Below are 14,340 nucleotides of genomic sequence, written 5' to 3'. Positions count from 1 at the left end.
CTACCTCCAGTCAAGCGACTACTGAGCTTCAGTGTCAGCTTGTTCAATCAGCGAAATCAATTCAGGTTTTGTGGCGCGATTATCATAAGTAATCTCTTTTTCATCAAGGATTTTTTTCAACGCTGCGTTAGTCAATGTGTCCAAGGGCTTGTATTCTTCAATCGGAACCCAATCACCTCCACTAATTGCATTTTCAGTAACGATAGTAGTCCCTGTTTTTACATTAATGTATTCCATATACTACCCCGCTTTCACAACACGAGCAAAGCTGTTTTTGTCCAAAATTCCCCATCCGAGATAGATTTCTGCACGAAGATAGACTTGGTTATAGCCTTTCAAGTCTTTTCCAGAATTGTCTGGATCACCATATCGAATGACTTCTAGTGGAATCTGCTTAGCATATCCCCATTTAACCATGTTAGCAAAGTCACCAACAATAGCAACATCCTTGTTGGTTCCAACATTAAGACCAACTGTTGTATTTACATCTACAGGTAGACCATTAATAGCCCCTGGATTTGCTCCCCATGCTAATTCAGGGTAAAGGCGCTCATTAGCCGCATTCTTCATGCTAGCAAGTGCACTTGCAAATGTAGTATCAATAGCCATACCGCTAACGATATTATCAGCCCCTTGAATCATCTTCACTGCATCTTCGACATTGGTATCTGGATCACTTGTTGTGAAGTTCACTGTCTGAGTGACTGCCTTATCAAAGCAGTTATCCCCAATAACAGCCGATTCTTGTTTAGTCCGTGGATTAACACCATGGAAAGCCATGATATCAATACCACGAGCCACCTTATTAGCAAATCCTTCATTGAATGACTTCAAATAGTCAATTTTAGCTTCTTCTGACGCATAAACGAACTCGTCAGATACACGAGCGCCATACTCGATTTTAATAGGCACAATAGTTACAGGTTCCAGACTTGCACCACCATGCGTTTTCTTCCCGTTTTCTGCAACAATATCTACATCAGAATCGAATGTAAATGTGAATTCCTTCAATCCATTAAACGGGATAGCTCGTTGATTAGACAATTTAGCCAATGAGCTGTGACCTTTAACTTTGTTGATAAGGTCTGTCACAAGCATTGGGTCAAATAATGTTCCTCTTGATAGTTGATCTGTCATATATTATTACTCCTTTAATCTTCAAAAACTAAACCTTGTACTAGGTTTTTATAAGATGTATTTTCAGTTTTTTCTAGAGCAGGCTCTAGAGTTCGCATTGGTGCGACATGTTCAGTATGTTTCACAAAAGATGCCAAACGCTCTGCATCCGCTTCAAAGCTTTCTTCATCATTTCCCTGTAAACGATCTGCAAGGTCGTAAGGTAGTCCATGTTTCAATGCAATGCGAGTTCGCAGACTAGCCGTCTCATAACCAGCGATTTGACTCTGCAACTCTTCAAGTTGCTTGTCAGCATCTGCCTTACTTTGATTAGTAGCTTCAATCGTTGACTTCAAGCCAACATTTTCTTCTTCCAATTCTGCAACACGGGACTTGAGCTGGTCATAGTCGCCATACTTCTCTTTCTCTCGAGATAAGCGGCCCTTAATAGCAGCATCAAATTCTTCTTGTGTAGTGATTGGTTTAAATTCTGACATTCTCATGTCTCCTTTCTCCTGCTTCCCCGGCAGTTCGGTAATTTTGGGCATCAAAAAAAGCAGTCACAAGACCGCTTATTTTAATAACTGATTTTTTGCTTTTTCTTAGGCTTGGTCGTAGCACAAGCCCAGTGCGCAAGCAAAGCACTATCCATCAAAGAAATATCCATATCGTCAAAGTGCGATCGATAACCAAAACCACCATTGGAACCAATATTCCTCTTATCACAGTTAGTAGCTACTTTTGATAGCGATGGTTGGCCAGCGTGGCAGATTGTCTTCTGGTAAATCCCCTGTTCCCAAAGAGCGTTGGCTACGATGATTTCCTTCACCGTTGGTAGAATCACGTTCTTGATTCTGTAGTCCTTCAACTCTTCGTCCAGGATCTTTTGACCACTTGCGCCATCAATGACTACTTGAGCCACATCAGCTTGACGCAAGAAAGCAACCATCCACTCATTACCATTACGAACGGATTGACAATCGACTGTTTCGATAAAGTAACGGCCATCCTTGGTCCGTGCAGCAATACTCAATGCCACGTTCGTTCCATCTTGGCCATACTTGATACCAACAGACAACTTGCCAGACAATTCTGGAACATCATCAACCTTGAGCTCATTCCACTCAGTTTCAGAAATAGCAGATTTCTGGTTGTAAGTTGGCCAAAATCCCAAACGTTGGATATTATGGTCCAACTTATCCTCACCAAGCTCTGCTTCAATCTTACGCTCATTTAAGTGGTAACCCATGGATGGATTGGAATTATACCAGGCTTCCACATCGTCAATTTCCTTTTCATCAGAAACCGACCACTCAGCCCAGCCAGAATACTTCCCTTTCCCGAAAAGACAAGTCTCACGGTACTTAGTGAAGACCGTACCACTCGATACAGGTGTTGGAGGTGTCCCACACATGATTGTGATAGGGTTCTCACTATCCGTAACCGTGTATTTCAAGGCAGATTCTTGCTCGGTCGTGTACTCCTGAGCCTCGTCAATGATCAGCATGTCGAACCCTTCACCAAGACCACCATTAGATGTCCTAGTACGGAATTGGATAACACCACCTGTTGAGTATAGCTCGATTCTCTCCTGCCCCTTCGCACGAATGGAATTGAAATCCTCACCATCCACATAACCCATTTTCTCAAGGTATCGTTTCACCTTCTCAAAAGAGGAATGAGATGTAGAAATCCGGTGAGCTGTATGCAGGATATTCAATCCCTTATGCAAGCCCCAAATTTCAAGGATATATAGGATTTCAGACTTACCATTACGACGAGGAATAGAGTAGCCGAACTTTTGGTGTACCCAAAGCCCGTTTTTGTCAACAGCCATCATAGGCAGCAAAAGATTCTTCTGCCAAGCATAGCAAGAAAGCCCTGTCCGCTCGTAAAGTTCAATCGCTTCTTTAGCTTTTGAATTTTTCTTGACGTATTTTAAAATTACCGATTGAGTAGGATTCTGATTGCCAAGTTTCTTCCTTGCCATTCTAATTTCCTTTCAATCGTCATCGCATGATAACCCTATCGCTGGGAGATATCGGATCACCTCCTAGATACTAGCTAAAATATTCAGATACTCCACTTCTTCATATGTTTCTGCAAAAATATCTGGCTTGCATGGATAAATTTCACCTTGAACGCCTTTGATAATATAATCCCCTTTTTTGGCTATCATATCACCTTCAAGTGTAGAAATCCATGTATTTCCAAGTGCATCAAACCAAATCTTATTATTTTCTGCAAAGTCAATTACTTCTTGATAGTTATTGCCGTTCCAATGCACCGCCTCAACCACAACAGGTTTCTTTCTGTACTTCATTTTCTGACTCCTTCCAAAATATAATAAAAGCACCTTGACCACTGTCAACGTGCTTATGCTATAATTTCAACTTCCTTGATTTCATCCTCAAAGAGTTTTGTCCACCGGGTTCCTGACTTAACAGACAACCCATCAAATTCTTCATCATAGACATCCTTGTCCTCATAAAGACAGATGCCTTCAAATGTTTGGCCGTCAATATCGGTGATTCTGACAACCTTGTTATTAAATTCTCTAAGTTCCATCAGTCTCCCCTTTCGTAGTATGTCGGTATCAAGTGTGCACCAGTTTTGCTATATTTTATTGTCATAGCATTTACAGGCTTACCAGTATATACATCAATTCCTAACGGCCTATCTTCAAACAAATCAACCTTTTCATTGCTGGTTTGAGCGCCTTTTCTACTTGTTTCTAAAAATCCAGTCATCTTGTACTTATCGTACAGAGCATTGATATCCACATGATCATAAAAATAGCTCTTTCCAGTCAGTGATGTTGATTGAATATGTCTAGCTTGTTTTTCTGGATTGATTTTATCCAGCCAAGTGCCATTTTTGAAGTTTTCCTGGATATAAACTACATCTTTTAAGCGTTCATATCCCTCACCACCATTATACTTCAAATCCTGAAACTTTGCTAGTGAAATAGGAGCATTTTGAACTCCTAAAACATCAACTATTTTCTTGTATTCCTGAATATCTGCTTTGCGATTATTATCACGCACATCAATATTCATTCTCTTACGCTTTTCTAATTCATCGGAACTCTCATTTCTGATTTTTTTAGTCCAAGAATTTTGAACCTTACCATTTTTAGGATGATAGTCAATTACACAAGTACAATGCTGATGCCTTCTGTAGAAATTCGCTGGTTCCTCACCGTATATGTAATTTCCTACTAAGCTATCACACCATTTGCAACAACGTCTAGTAGAGTGTCTACTGATCGTCGGCACCAAGCCCATTTTAGCATGAAACTCAGCATTCTTACGAATGCTATCATCAATGATTGATTGAGTGAAGTTCACAATAGGTTCACCGAGCAACCAACTGACATCCTCAAAATTCTCCTCAGACGAAAAGCGATTGACAATGCCAGCTATTCGATCCAGATTTAATTCAGGAACTTGAACTTTCAGACCGATTTTCGCTTCATCGTTCAAATTCTTCTGAACATCACTAGCATAACCACTCACAAGCTCGTGATTTCGTCCTAGCACATCCGTCAGCAAACGCTGAGCGATATTGTAATACATTTTTCCGTCTGGCAATTTATCAGTGCTCAGAGACGTTCCTAGAGCCTTAGAGAGAATATCGCCAATTTCAATCGCAAACTCATTTGCAGTTTTGTAAGTGGCTTTTTTTGCCTTCAATGTAGCAAAAGCATTTCTGACAACCTCGCTCTTACCGAAATCTCTCTCAAACCTCTCCTGAACCTCTTGCAAGATACCAGGTAAAACATCATTCTCCATTTGAACCACCCTCGCTTACCACTGGTTTAGCTGACATGTCTCCAGCGATACCAGTAAGATCACGAATTGTCTCCGCATTGATGTAGCCAGGTAAAGCCTGATTCAATTTCACAACACCGTCCCCAATCATGGTCATCGTATTCGCATCCGCTTCAAACAATGGCTCCCACTTCACTGTGGTTCTTACAAATTGACTTCTAGCATAACGAAACTCATCACGCAAGCAAGCTGCAACATATGCCACATTAAGCAAACCTGCACCTAGCGAGCGCTGAGCCTTTCGACCAGCTAAACGCAAATTCTCATGACTTGCTTTGATGGCTTCAACCGAAGATGGATTATCTGAGACAAAACCTAAATCATCCAAGGTCAAGCCCATCTCCCCAGCAAATCCAGCAGCGGCTGTTCTCAGTTGTTCAGTAAACGGTGACATGCTAGCTGTAGTAAACTGTCCAACGCTCGGCTTCTCACCTTTATCGCTTGAAGAAATCGTCAACAAGCTTGATACAGTAGCTTTCCATTTCTCCATAGGTTCCGCATCAGGATCAAGTCCAAGAATGTATTTCTGTGGCCACGAATAGAACTCAGCAGTGATATCAGCCCGTTCCAAAGTTCGCTTAGCGTATTTCTGATAATACATTCCTGCCCTGGTAATACGAGACCGACCAAAAGGACGAACCGCATCAGGACGATGAATGACCGGAACCAACAAAGGGATACCTGTTTCATTCACAACCGAGTATGGTCTACCATCTTTCGGAATGAAGTGAGTAGCATTAGGCTCGAAGTAGGCTTCAAGCGTTGGACGATTGTAATCATCACGAGCCAACACCGCATAACCTTCTACAAGCAATCCAGTGATTGGATCAATTACACCCGTCGCATTGCTTGATTCAATGACTTGTAACCTCACCTCATCATCTTCACCTTTAGAAATATAGACGAAACTACATGAACCAATCAGTGCAGCTAAAATAGCACTATCAAAAAAGATGTCAGGATTGTTACGATCAAAAATTTCTGTGACGTTAAAATCATCGTTAGCAAATTTCCTGAAAATCAAACGATCTGCAAGACTATCAACTCCCTTTGCAGCCCAACCAAGAACAGCTTGGTACTTCACCCTGATATGTGGAGGAATTGTAATTCCTGTCGGTGATTCATGGTATTGCATTGCATAATGATTGTACCTCAGATTAACTCTTCTCTGATAGAGAGTCAACTTCCTCCTGAGATAGTCAATTCCTCTTAATTCCAAACCGTTCTCCTTTCTTTGTGATGATTTGGCGCGAGAAAAAATGTACAGTGACGGCGTGAAGCCCTCGAGCGCCTAGTGGGAGGGGGATACCCCCCTATCCTCTGCTAGGACTTACTTCACACATATCTGTTATTTTTTCAAATTCTAAGCATTCATTATTATTTTTGATATTTTTAAAAAATAATATAATTTTTCTTTTTTTGGCTTCTTCAAGCTCTATACTTTGTCCAATCTCTTGACTGTGGCAGGTTGCGATTACCTACAACAGTAGCATTGACTGACCTATCGTCAGCATACAGCTTATCAGACTTCTGCCTGTTACATTGCCAGTGGGCTAATTGCAGATTGTTAATATCTGAAGGGTGACCGTTCCGATTTATTGGAATGATGTGGTCAATGACTGGTGACAAAGGATGTGGATACTTCAATGACTTGTCCACGGGTAGCCCACAAATCCCACAAGTATTTCTTGTTTTGAGAATAATATTTTTATTCTTTTCAAAAGCAACTCGGTGAGGACCACTCCGGTCCGGTCTGTCCTTGGGGGTATTCATCTAGGGAGGGTCCTTTCTTTTTAGCAGGTAGGGGGGCTAAATTTTTATGATGTAGGGGGAGTTTTTTCAGTCTCTAACACCCTTGTATATTTAACATATCTTATATTCTGTTAAATAAAATCAACATCCTTAAACGTCAAGCGTAGCAAGTGCTTACATCTATTTTATTAAATACTAATTTACATTTTCTCAGTGTGTTAAATAAATAGGTATTTAATAGCTAAAATTCATCATCGAATCATCCAATTCATCTTGCTTAATGCCAATGTAGTCAAGTGTGATATCTGGTGATGAATGATTAAACAACTCCATCAAGATCGCTACATTTTGATTTCGTCTGTAATGATGATAGCCAAATGACTTTCTCATAGAGTGAGTTCCAATATTCTTCAAGCCAACATATTCAGCTGCTTGTTTTAAAATTTGGTAAGCTGCAACTCTTCCGATGTGAGCGATACGCACACCGTCTGTCCTAACTTTCTTTTTGCTCGGAAATAGATAATCGTACCCTTGTAGATCATTTGTTTTGATGTAATGATTTAGAGCCTTTCTTAACTCTGGATTGATAGCGAATCTCTTAACCTTCCCTGTCTTCTTCTCAGTGACCTCTATCCTATCGCCTGTCACTTGCTTGACTTGAAGAGGTATGATATCGCTGATGCGCATTCCAGAATATAGACCACACATAATCAGAACATAATTTCGCTCACTTTTTGATTTTAAAAAGTCTTTCATTCTCTCAATATCGTCAAGTTCACGAATAGGTTCTACCTTTCTCAAAACATCACCTCCAATCCACAAGAAAAGGCAGGGTGTGCCTGCCTTTTACAATCATTTCATAATATAATTTTAGCACACAAAATCGTATATTTACTATTGACTTACTCCGCTTTTACTCCAAAATCACAACTTGTTCGCCATTTCGGTAAAGCTCTGCAAATGCTAATAAAGCCTTACTAAGAATTTCATAATATGAACTTTCTGAAATTGCAAGCTCATTGTACACCGTCTCATCTTTTTTTTGATGCCAAACAAGATACTTCTCGTATATGATTTTACGATAAAAAGGATCATGTAATTTGCTGACAGCCTGTTCTATCGCATCTAGCTCTAGCTCTGCATCAACTTTTCGAATTGCCAATTTCTCAACTTGACTATTTTTAGCACTTGATGGATTTCGTGGTGTGAATGAGTAGGTCGTGGTTACTCTCTGACCATCTGTATCATTTGCTACACGACGCCAGTGAGGATATCCCTCCAAAATTTTCTTGGCATTTTCTTTTGTTTTGGCTTCGTTTATTTCTGGAAAAAAAGGCATCGCTCACCTCGTTTCTATGCCGTTTATATTTTAATCATGATTTGTAATCACGCCACCGGCTCCATTAACAGTAACCCAGCCATGCTTCTCTCTGGCTTCTGCTTCTTTCATACGGATAAGGTTGTCTGTGATTGAGTCTGACTTAGCTTTGTTAGCTTTAGCTTCTCCTTCTGCTTTGATGATGCCAGCATCCGCTTCAGCTTGAGCTTGAACTTTCTTGGTATCAGCTTCGACCTTAGCTTTTTCCTGTTCCTGTTTAGCTGTGTCAATTTCCTTCTGTTTGACAGATTCAGATTTGATTGCTGCTTCAATTTCATCTCCTGCATCCTGATCAGTTATTGTGAATGAAACAAATTCAAGATCATAAGATTCAAATTTCTCTTTTAGCGCCTTGTCAATCTCTTCATAGACTTCTGTACGCTTATTCCCAAGAATGTCGTAGATGTCATAATTCCCAGTAACCGACTCGATAGCTCTCTGTACTGCCGGAGCAATTACACTCTCATTCACATTTTCTAACTTGGTGTAGTTTGAAAAGATTGTCATTGCCTTTTCTTTATTCACACGATATTTCACATCAATGTTAGTATTCAGCCATTGACCATCTTTGGTCTGAGTTGTGATTTTTTCCATAGTCTTCGTCTGAACTGAAGTCGAAAGAGTATAGACGGTATCGATGAAAGGAATTTTGAGATGATAACCTGTTTGTAGGGTGTTTTCTTGAACACCTCCGATTGCACTGACCTTTACTCCAACCGTATTAGCTGGGATGCGCTTCACGGCCGTGAGACGAAAAATTCCAAGTGAAGTAATAGCAACAACCGTGATGATGCTACCTTTTGCAAGTTTTGTAAGTTTAGTTTTCCCTGTTTCGTGATCGTATTGTGTAAACATTGTTTTTACTCCTTTTTAAATAATTTTTCCTTCAAATACTAATGTAATAGTCCCTGTACCGTCTCTGTGCTTAGAGACCAAAGCACGACAGTCTGAACCATATTCAACACCATTAATCGTGATGCTACGCTTTATTTTATCAACGTTGATGATTGTTCCCATTAATGTTTTAATTCTCATGTTCTTTCTCCTCAATCAACCAATCCATGATCTTGCGAGCTTTCTTCTTTCTGAGTTAGAATAGCTGCAATCTCTTTGTATGTTGGCTTGATTACATACATGAACTTATCGGCAGTTAGTCGCTCTTTTAGATGCTCTGTCATTTCATCGTTTACAAATACTTTGCTAAAGAAATCATCATTTTTCAAAACGCTTTTGATACAATCAACATTTATCGTGATAGGTTCTTTCTCCTCACCATATTTAAACGGCACTAGTTGAATAAACTTTGTCATCCATTAACCTCCCAAAGCTCGGGATTTTCGTAGATGTTGCCGATGATTTCACATCTCATGTAAGCTAAATAAAGAGGATTCCATTCTGCATTTCGCTTTTGTAATTCATCTACAAATCTGTAAATAAAACTTGCATAAGAGCCATGCCAGCTTACAAGCGCTTTTCTGCCTTTGTAATCGACTATATCCCCCTCAAAGATTTCCTTTCCGTTCTTGTCATGCAATCCTGTTGATTGCATGAGGATAATTTCGTTTATTGATACATTAAAATCTAGAAATTCACCTTTGAAAAGCACATGAGATACACTCCCATCAAGTTCAAAGGTTATTTGTCCGACTCTTCCTAATTCTTTCCCTGCTTTTTTCCACGCTCTAAATTTTGGTATCATAATTTCACCTCATCTCCAACTTTTACCGTATCATACACTTCCTTCGTAACTACGAATATCCCGTAATCACGAACTGTTATCGTATACAACTTCCCGTGTCGTCCTTTTTCAACGACCTTACCGAATATCTCTGCGCCTTGATTATCAGCTTTGTAGACGACAATCGGCTTCTTTTCTTCTAAATCTCGAATCCTGTCCATCTGCCAGATGTTTAGTCCAGCAGAGACGAGGATACATACTGTGATAAATCGTTTCATTTTACCTCTTTATATATTTTCTCAAACAAATCAAGATTTAGGTAACCTGCCTCAATGATTTTTTGAACTGTTTTTTCAACGTTAATCAAGTGCGTGATACCATCAACAATGACTTGTTGTTTTATCTCCATAATTTTTAGACTTTCTTCTCGTTCTCTTTGTTTCATTTCCGCAATCATTTCACGTTCACACTCCATACAAAAGTGTCCACTTGATTGACAAGGACAATCTTCCATCACTCCACCTCCTCAATTTCAATCCCCTCACAATCAAATACCCAGCCGTTAAATATCATATCCACAATACCTCCCTTTACTTCCAATTCCAGTTTTTATTAACGTTGTTGCCCATGAGTTGCTTTTACCAAAAAACGCACTAGCTTCCCTTCGTGTTTTAAAAAAATATTTTTTTGACTCTAAAATATCTATTATGATACAAGCCTTTTTTGTTTTATCTGTCATTGTTTGCAAATGTTTATCGCTTGATTTCTTAGCTAAACCTTTTTCAAATGCCCTTTTTGTATTTTCTGCTCCAGTTACCCACTCTAAATTCCATACTCGGTTATCAGTTTTTATACCGTTGATATGGTCAACTTGTGGTAGATTGTTAGGGTTTGGTATAAATGCTTTAGCGACTAATCTATGAACTCTGAAAGTTCTTTGTTTTCTTTCTCCTCTTGCTCCGATTTGAAGATTTACTAATACGTATCCAAAACGTTTCACAACTCTTGTCTTTACGCTACTTTTGGATTTTTTATTTCTGATTTTTCCAGTATTAGATACTTCATAATTTGGAGCTTCTAAAATTGTTTTCCATTCTTCATTCAACTTCTTCTACCTCTATTCCTTCACAAGAGAAGACCCATCCGAACCCAGCTTCTTCTAATTGTTTGCGGGTGTGTTTTGTTTTATAAAGTGTGGTTTCTTCTTCACTTGAAAAATTCCATATTCTTGAATGTTTTTCGCAGTTCAAAGTTTCGTGGTCTTCGCGAATATTTTTCATTCTCACCAAATACCGCTTTTCTTCCTCGACCTCGTAGCCATCAAGCCATGCACGAGCGACTTTGTCGTAAGCATCCTGTTCATTCATCAACCACTCATTGTATTGTTTGTTGAAATTTTTTTCTCTAAGCGCATCATATAACGTAGCGTTCTGTCCCTTGTAATACTCGATAATTTCCGCCACAAACTGCGGAACCTTTACTTGATTCAACTCACGTCGAATCTTATCAGCATCCTTCAATTGATTACCAACCCATGCTCCCTCAAATTTTCCTTGCTCGTAGCCCTCACGCCATTTTGCATGACTGAAATCTTTCTCAAATTCACCCATGATAGCCTTTAGCCAAACTTCACGGTCATGCAATGGCAATTCTCGCAATCTTGCTAGTATATTCTTGACATAGCGTGGAGCTTCATCTGCGTTACCTGCTTCTGGTTCGCCCTCGACATAAATCGCATCGTTTGGAGCAATAATTTGTTCGCCGTAATCAAGTTTAACAACGTTCTCAACAAACCTGTCATCAAGCACCTTTAAGCTAACTATCTTCCCTTTTATTAAAACATCTGTTCCGATAGGGAACAAAATCCGTGGGACATTAATCAATTTTTTTTCATTCATCTTCTAACTCCTTTATCTTTTCTTCTAGCTCTTTATTCTTTTTCTTCAACAAATCGCGCTCCAATGCTCTAATCCGTCTCTTCCGTGCATCACACGGCTTCGAATACTCAGCAATCTTTTCTTCGTTCCTCTTGATTGATTGTTTCATTCCGTCAATCAAGTTCTGTTTAGTGTATTTCATCCAAATACCTCATCGATGTCTGCCCTCTTCAAATGGCAATTAATCGTCTAGCCCTGTCCGGGTTTGTGCGCCGTTTGTAGGTAGGGGTGTTGTAGTAATGGATCGTGCTTACTGATACACCCGTCAATTCAGCCAACTCCTGTGCTGTCCCTATCCCTAGTAATTTGTCGCCTTTGTATAAGGCATACGTTTTAGGTTGTGGCATTGTTCTACCTCCTAGAACGGCAAATCATCATCTGAAATATCCATCGGATCACTTGCTCCAAAATTTGGTGGCATCTGGTTTTCCATGCTCGCCTGATTCGCAGAATTATCTTTCTTCTCAAGAGTTTGAAAACTCTCAGCTACCACTTCCGTCACATAGACACGTTGACCTTGCTGATTATCATAACTACGAGTCTGGATGCGACCTGTTATTCCAACAAGAGCACCCTTTTTAACCCAATTTGCGAAATTTTCAGCTTGCTTACGCCACATAATACAATTAATGAAGTCAGCCTCTCGCTCTCCGTTTGCGCCTTTAAAATTCCGATTGACTGCAAGGTTGAAAGTCGCAACAGCAACATTTGACGGCGTGTATCGCAACTCAGGGTCACGAGTCAAGCGCCCAATTAACACTACGTTATTGATCATCTTTCTTTTCCTTTCTTGTTGCACGTTCCCCGATTAAATATCCTAAAAACATCCATAAAATAGCCATTCCAAATTCTTTAATAAGTTCAATCATTTATTTCCTCCTGAAAAAGTTGCTAGATAGTAACAATCCTTAGCACCGTAGTCGAATCGTGTTGTTCGTTTGCCTATATGCTTCTGAAATCTTGGGTGAGTGATAGCTGAGAAAGCCCATTGATGGTCTTCCATACGTTCAATGAGATCATCAACGTTATTAAACGTCCCAAGGAAGAATTGACAGTGCCCGTTGTAGACGAAGTAAAGATTTAACATCAATACCTCCTATCCTTCATCCCAGCTGGATACACAAAGCACCTGCCTGTCGCTCCCTCGAAAATGCGACTTGATAAAGCACCGTTACCGAAATCATCAGAGTAAAGCTCTTTAATCTCTTCGCTACTCAAATTCGTGTTGATAATCGTATTGGTCCGATTATCCAGGATCTTGAACAATATCTGATGCGCCCATTCATTTCGCCTCGTGTCAGCCTTGCGACTCTCTTTCCCAAGGTCATCCAGGAAGAGAAAATCAACCTCAGACAGTAACTTGACCATCTTGGCTTCTGAAAATCCATTGTCAAACTCGAAGCTTTCTCGAATCTTGTCAAACAAAGCCACAACTGACACAAAGAGCACGCTTTTCGGTTCGTCATAAGACTTGAACTGCTCATTGAGAAACCGAGCCAAGCCATAAGTCAGATGACTCTTGCCAACACCAGAAGGTCCTGTGATGATGGCATTCCCAACCGTACCTTTGGCATACTCACGTTCCAATCGCTTCACGAAATTCACAGCCTTTTCATCAATATCAACCTGAATCTCATAGTCATGTAGTGACTTACTTGCCAGCTTACTTGAAACGATACTGTCACGAGCAAAGACCTCGTAAGTGTCCGATAGCTTACTTTTGACCTCAGCTTCCATATTCAACTGCTTTTCAAAGAGACGGATGTTCTCTTTCTCACACTCAGGACATTGACTGATTTCTTCAACCTTCCCCTTAATAGGAATCTTAACAGACCAAAGATGGCATCCATGGATTTCACAGACATCATCAAGAACCGTTCTAGTTCTAAATTGTTTAAACTGTTTCATCTAAAACCCTAGCCTTTCGTCTGTTTTCTTTTCACGATTAACAATATTCCCTTGATTCAAATAACTATCGAACTTTGTTCCAAAGAGTGTTTCAGGTCTCAAATATTTCGCATACTTCGTACCTGACCAATCCTTAACCATGTTATCAATCACCTGTTTAAAGTCATCTAATCGATATCCTTCAGACCATCTAGCCTTAATCAGAGATCTGTTCTTCTGAACATTATCTCTATAATTCTTTCCAGTCTTTGAATTGAGATAATCGATAATTTCTTTGTAAGGGATATTGTCAGGTTCTTTAGGATAGGTAGTTAAGCTATCCTTATCTAAGCTAACCTTACTTACCCTATCCTGTGTATCCAAATGGTATCCATTTGGTATGACATTTTCCAAAGGTTTTAACACAGCTGTTTTTGAGTGGTCATATTCTAGTTGGTTTTTTTCATCCTGATGTAAAGTAGACTGAAATCTGTCAGATCTGATATAATTGTGGATTCTCCAGTGTCGGATAACAACCACTCCACTTTCAAACGGAATCAAGAATCCTTTTGCGATAAGTAACTTCATGTCATCATCACTTGCCCCAATTGTTCTCTGGGTAGTCTTAGCCTTGTCAATGAACCCTTCATCATCTGCCCCCATATTAAGATGGAAATAGAGAGCTTGTGATGATAAAGGCATCTCAAGAAATCTGTCTGTTTCAGTAATCTTCCTGCTAAACATTCTCCGTTGTGCCAT

The 14,340-nt window shown here is 39.8% G+C and carries 25 protein-coding genes; all 25 read right to left on the bottom strand.

Going from position 1 to position 14,340, the window contains the following annotated elements:
- Positions 1 to 18: 18 nt before the first annotated feature.
- Entirely contained in the window at positions 19 to 237 is a 219-nt protein-coding gene (locus PCY08_RS06610; RefSeq protein WP_301559847.1) for a hypothetical protein, read from the bottom strand.
- Positions 238 to 240: 3 nt separating this feature from the next.
- Entirely contained in the window at positions 241 to 1,137 is an 897-nt protein-coding gene (locus PCY08_RS06605) for a phage major capsid protein (protein ID WP_301559846.1), read from the bottom strand.
- Between the two features lie 14 nt (positions 1,138 to 1,151).
- Positions 1,152 to 1,613 (bottom strand): DUF4355 domain-containing protein, encoded by a 462-nt coding sequence (locus PCY08_RS06600; protein WP_301559845.1) that lies wholly within the window; start codon positions 1,611 to 1,613, stop codon positions 1,152 to 1,154.
- Positions 1,614 to 1,693: 80 nt separating this feature from the next.
- The gene (locus PCY08_RS06595) at positions 1,694 to 3,106 is read right to left on the bottom strand and encodes a terminase (protein WP_301559844.1); all 1,413 of its coding nucleotides are present in this window, start codon (positions 3,104 to 3,106) and stop codon (positions 1,694 to 1,696) included.
- A 63-nt stretch (positions 3,107 to 3,169) separates the two neighbouring features.
- The gene (locus tag PCY08_RS06590) at positions 3,170 to 3,439 is read right to left on the bottom strand and encodes a hypothetical protein (RefSeq protein ID WP_301559843.1); all 270 of its coding nucleotides are present in this window, start codon (positions 3,437 to 3,439) and stop codon (positions 3,170 to 3,172) included.
- Positions 3,440 to 3,492: 53 nt separating this feature from the next.
- On the bottom strand, positions 3,493 to 3,684 hold the full coding sequence (locus PCY08_RS06585; protein WP_301559842.1) for a hypothetical protein: 192 nt from the start codon (positions 3,682 to 3,684) through the stop codon (positions 3,493 to 3,495).
- A complete protein-coding gene (locus PCY08_RS06580; protein WP_301559841.1) occupies positions 3,684 to 4,910 on the bottom strand; it encodes a polymorphic toxin type 50 domain-containing protein in 1,227 nt (408 codons plus the stop codon). The genes PCY08_RS06585 and PCY08_RS06580 overlap by 1 nt, the downstream gene beginning before the upstream one ends.
- Positions 4,900 to 6,168, bottom strand: coding sequence for a hypothetical protein (locus PCY08_RS06575; protein ID WP_301559840.1), 1,269 nt, complete (start codon positions 6,166 to 6,168; stop codon positions 4,900 to 4,902). The genes PCY08_RS06580 and PCY08_RS06575 overlap by 11 nt, the downstream gene beginning before the upstream one ends.
- Positions 6,169 to 6,377: 209 nt before the next feature.
- Positions 6,378 to 6,722 carry an HNH endonuclease gene (locus PCY08_RS06570; RefSeq protein WP_301559839.1) on the bottom strand — a complete coding sequence of 115 codons (345 nt, stop codon included), beginning with the start codon at positions 6,720 to 6,722 and terminating at the stop codon, positions 6,378 to 6,380.
- A gap of 213 nt (positions 6,723 to 6,935) precedes the next feature.
- Positions 6,936 to 7,502 carry a site-specific integrase gene (locus PCY08_RS06565; RefSeq protein ID WP_301559838.1) on the bottom strand — a complete coding sequence of 189 codons (567 nt, stop codon included), beginning with the start codon at positions 7,500 to 7,502 and terminating at the stop codon, positions 6,936 to 6,938.
- 112 nt (positions 7,503 to 7,614) lie between these two features.
- Complete coding sequence (locus PCY08_RS06560) at positions 7,615 to 8,040, bottom strand: ArpU family phage packaging/lysis transcriptional regulator (protein ID WP_301559837.1); 426 nt, start codon at positions 8,038 to 8,040, stop codon at positions 7,615 to 7,617.
- Between the two features lie 30 nt (positions 8,041 to 8,070).
- A complete protein-coding gene (locus PCY08_RS06555) occupies positions 8,071 to 8,934 on the bottom strand; it encodes an SPFH domain-containing protein (protein ID WP_301559836.1) in 864 nt (287 codons plus the stop codon).
- Between the two features lie 15 nt (positions 8,935 to 8,949).
- The gene (locus tag PCY08_RS06550; RefSeq protein ID WP_301559835.1) at positions 8,950 to 9,114 is read right to left on the bottom strand and encodes a hypothetical protein; all 165 of its coding nucleotides are present in this window, start codon (positions 9,112 to 9,114) and stop codon (positions 8,950 to 8,952) included.
- 11 nt (positions 9,115 to 9,125) lie between these two features.
- Positions 9,126 to 9,389: a hypothetical protein gene (locus PCY08_RS06545; protein WP_301559834.1), complete on the bottom strand. Its 264-nt coding sequence runs from the start codon at positions 9,387 to 9,389 to the stop codon at positions 9,126 to 9,128.
- Entirely contained in the window at positions 9,386 to 9,778 is a 393-nt protein-coding gene (locus tag PCY08_RS06540) for a YopX family protein (protein ID WP_301559833.1), read from the bottom strand. Before PCY08_RS06540 ends, PCY08_RS06545 begins: the two co-directional genes overlap by 4 nt.
- A complete protein-coding gene (locus PCY08_RS06535) occupies positions 9,775 to 10,035 on the bottom strand; it encodes a DUF1372 family protein (protein WP_301559832.1) in 261 nt (86 codons plus the stop codon). Before PCY08_RS06535 ends, PCY08_RS06540 begins: the two co-directional genes overlap by 4 nt.
- Entirely contained in the window at positions 10,032 to 10,271 is a 240-nt protein-coding gene (locus PCY08_RS06530) for a hypothetical protein (RefSeq protein ID WP_301559831.1), read from the bottom strand. Before PCY08_RS06530 ends, PCY08_RS06535 begins: the two co-directional genes overlap by 4 nt.
- Positions 10,272 to 10,319: 48 nt before the next feature.
- Positions 10,320 to 10,862, bottom strand: a complete 543-nt coding sequence (locus tag PCY08_RS06525) for an HNH endonuclease (RefSeq protein ID WP_301559830.1) — start codon at positions 10,860 to 10,862, stop codon at positions 10,320 to 10,322.
- Entirely contained in the window at positions 10,855 to 11,655 is an 801-nt protein-coding gene (locus PCY08_RS06520; protein WP_301559829.1) for a DUF1642 domain-containing protein, read from the bottom strand. The genes PCY08_RS06525 and PCY08_RS06520 overlap by 8 nt, the downstream gene beginning before the upstream one ends.
- A complete protein-coding gene (locus tag PCY08_RS06515) occupies positions 11,648 to 11,836 on the bottom strand; it encodes a hypothetical protein (protein WP_301559828.1) in 189 nt (62 codons plus the stop codon). Before PCY08_RS06515 ends, PCY08_RS06520 begins: the two co-directional genes overlap by 8 nt.
- Positions 11,837 to 11,864: 28 nt before the next feature.
- The gene (locus PCY08_RS06510; RefSeq protein ID WP_301559827.1) at positions 11,865 to 12,041 is read right to left on the bottom strand and encodes a hypothetical protein; all 177 of its coding nucleotides are present in this window, start codon (positions 12,039 to 12,041) and stop codon (positions 11,865 to 11,867) included.
- Between the two features lie 11 nt (positions 12,042 to 12,052).
- Entirely contained in the window at positions 12,053 to 12,469 is a 417-nt protein-coding gene (gene ssb / locus PCY08_RS06505; RefSeq protein WP_301559826.1) for a single-stranded DNA-binding protein, read from the bottom strand.
- Between the two features lie 90 nt (positions 12,470 to 12,559).
- Entirely contained in the window at positions 12,560 to 12,781 is a 222-nt protein-coding gene (locus tag PCY08_RS06500) for a hypothetical protein (protein WP_301559825.1), read from the bottom strand.
- A complete protein-coding gene (locus PCY08_RS06495) occupies positions 12,781 to 13,602 on the bottom strand; it encodes an ATP-binding protein (RefSeq protein WP_301559824.1) in 822 nt (273 codons plus the stop codon). The genes PCY08_RS06500 and PCY08_RS06495 overlap by 1 nt, the downstream gene beginning before the upstream one ends.
- Complete coding sequence (locus PCY08_RS06490; RefSeq protein ID WP_301559823.1) at positions 13,603 to 14,340, bottom strand: conserved phage C-terminal domain-containing protein; 738 nt, start codon at positions 14,338 to 14,340, stop codon at positions 13,603 to 13,605.

This window comes from Streptococcus sp. SO4, from assembly GCF_030440055.1.
Lineage (GTDB): Bacteria > Bacillota > Bacilli > Lactobacillales > Streptococcaceae > Streptococcus > Streptococcus nidrosiense.
The sequence above is the reverse complement of the archived record's forward strand: the minus strand, read 5'-3'. Positions and strand labels throughout refer to the sequence as shown.

Bases quoted from the DNA above. Each gene is read 5' to 3' on its own strand.
- PCY08_RS06610 (WP_301559847.1), bottom strand. From the start codon at position 237: ATGGAATACATTAATGTAAAAACAGGGACTACTATCGTTACTGAAAAT.
- PCY08_RS06605 (WP_301559846.1), bottom strand. From the start codon at position 1,137: ATGACAGATCAACTATCAAGAGGAACATTATTTGACCCAATGCTTGTG.
- PCY08_RS06600 (WP_301559845.1), bottom strand. From the start codon at position 1,613: ATGTCAGAATTTAAACCAATCACTACACAAGAAGAATTTGATGCTGCT.
- PCY08_RS06595 (WP_301559844.1), bottom strand. From the start codon at position 3,106: ATGGCAAGGAAGAAACTTGGCAATCAGAATCCTACTCAATCGGTAATT.
- PCY08_RS06590 (WP_301559843.1), bottom strand. From the start codon at position 3,439: ATGAAGTACAGAAAGAAACCTGTTGTGGTTGAGGCGGTGCATTGGAAC.
- PCY08_RS06585 (WP_301559842.1), bottom strand. From the start codon at position 3,684: ATGGAACTTAGAGAATTTAATAACAAGGTTGTCAGAATCACCGATATT.
- PCY08_RS06580 (WP_301559841.1), bottom strand. From the start codon at position 4,910: ATGGAGAATGATGTTTTACCTGGTATCTTGCAAGAGGTTCAGGAGAGG.
- PCY08_RS06570 (WP_301559839.1), bottom strand. From the start codon at position 6,722: ATGAATACCCCCAAGGACAGACCGGACCGGAGTGGTCCTCACCGAGTT.
- PCY08_RS06560 (WP_301559837.1), bottom strand. From the start codon at position 8,040: ATGCCTTTTTTTCCAGAAATAAACGAAGCCAAAACAAAAGAAAATGCC.
- PCY08_RS06555 (WP_301559836.1), bottom strand. From the start codon at position 8,934: ATGTTTACACAATACGATCACGAAACAGGGAAAACTAAACTTACAAAA.
- PCY08_RS06550 (WP_301559835.1), bottom strand. From the start codon at position 9,114: ATGAGAATTAAAACATTAATGGGAACAATCATCAACGTTGATAAAATA.
- PCY08_RS06545 (WP_301559834.1), bottom strand. From the start codon at position 9,389: ATGACAAAGTTTATTCAACTAGTGCCGTTTAAATATGGTGAGGAGAAA.
- PCY08_RS06540 (WP_301559833.1), bottom strand. From the start codon at position 9,778: ATGATACCAAAATTTAGAGCGTGGAAAAAAGCAGGGAAAGAATTAGGA.
- PCY08_RS06535 (WP_301559832.1), bottom strand. From the start codon at position 10,035: ATGAAACGATTTATCACAGTATGTATCCTCGTCTCTGCTGGACTAAAC.
- PCY08_RS06530 (WP_301559831.1), bottom strand. From the start codon at position 10,271: ATGGAAGATTGTCCTTGTCAATCAAGTGGACACTTTTGTATGGAGTGT.
- PCY08_RS06520 (WP_301559829.1), bottom strand. From the start codon at position 11,655: ATGAATGAAAAAAAATTGATTAATGTCCCACGGATTTTGTTCCCTATC.
- PCY08_RS06515 (WP_301559828.1), bottom strand. From the start codon at position 11,836: ATGAAATACACTAAACAGAACTTGATTGACGGAATGAAACAATCAATC.
- PCY08_RS06510 (WP_301559827.1), bottom strand. From the start codon at position 12,041: ATGCCACAACCTAAAACGTATGCCTTATACAAAGGCGACAAATTACTA.
- ssb (WP_301559826.1), bottom strand. From the start codon at position 12,469: ATGATCAATAACGTAGTGTTAATTGGGCGCTTGACTCGTGACCCTGAG.
- PCY08_RS06500 (WP_301559825.1), bottom strand. From the start codon at position 12,781: ATGTTAAATCTTTACTTCGTCTACAACGGGCACTGTCAATTCTTCCTT.
- PCY08_RS06495 (WP_301559824.1), bottom strand. From the start codon at position 13,602: ATGAAACAGTTTAAACAATTTAGAACTAGAACGGTTCTTGATGATGTC.
- PCY08_RS06490 (WP_301559823.1), bottom strand. From the start codon at position 14,340: ATGGCACAACGGAGAATGTTTAGCAGGAAGATTACTGAAACAGACAGA.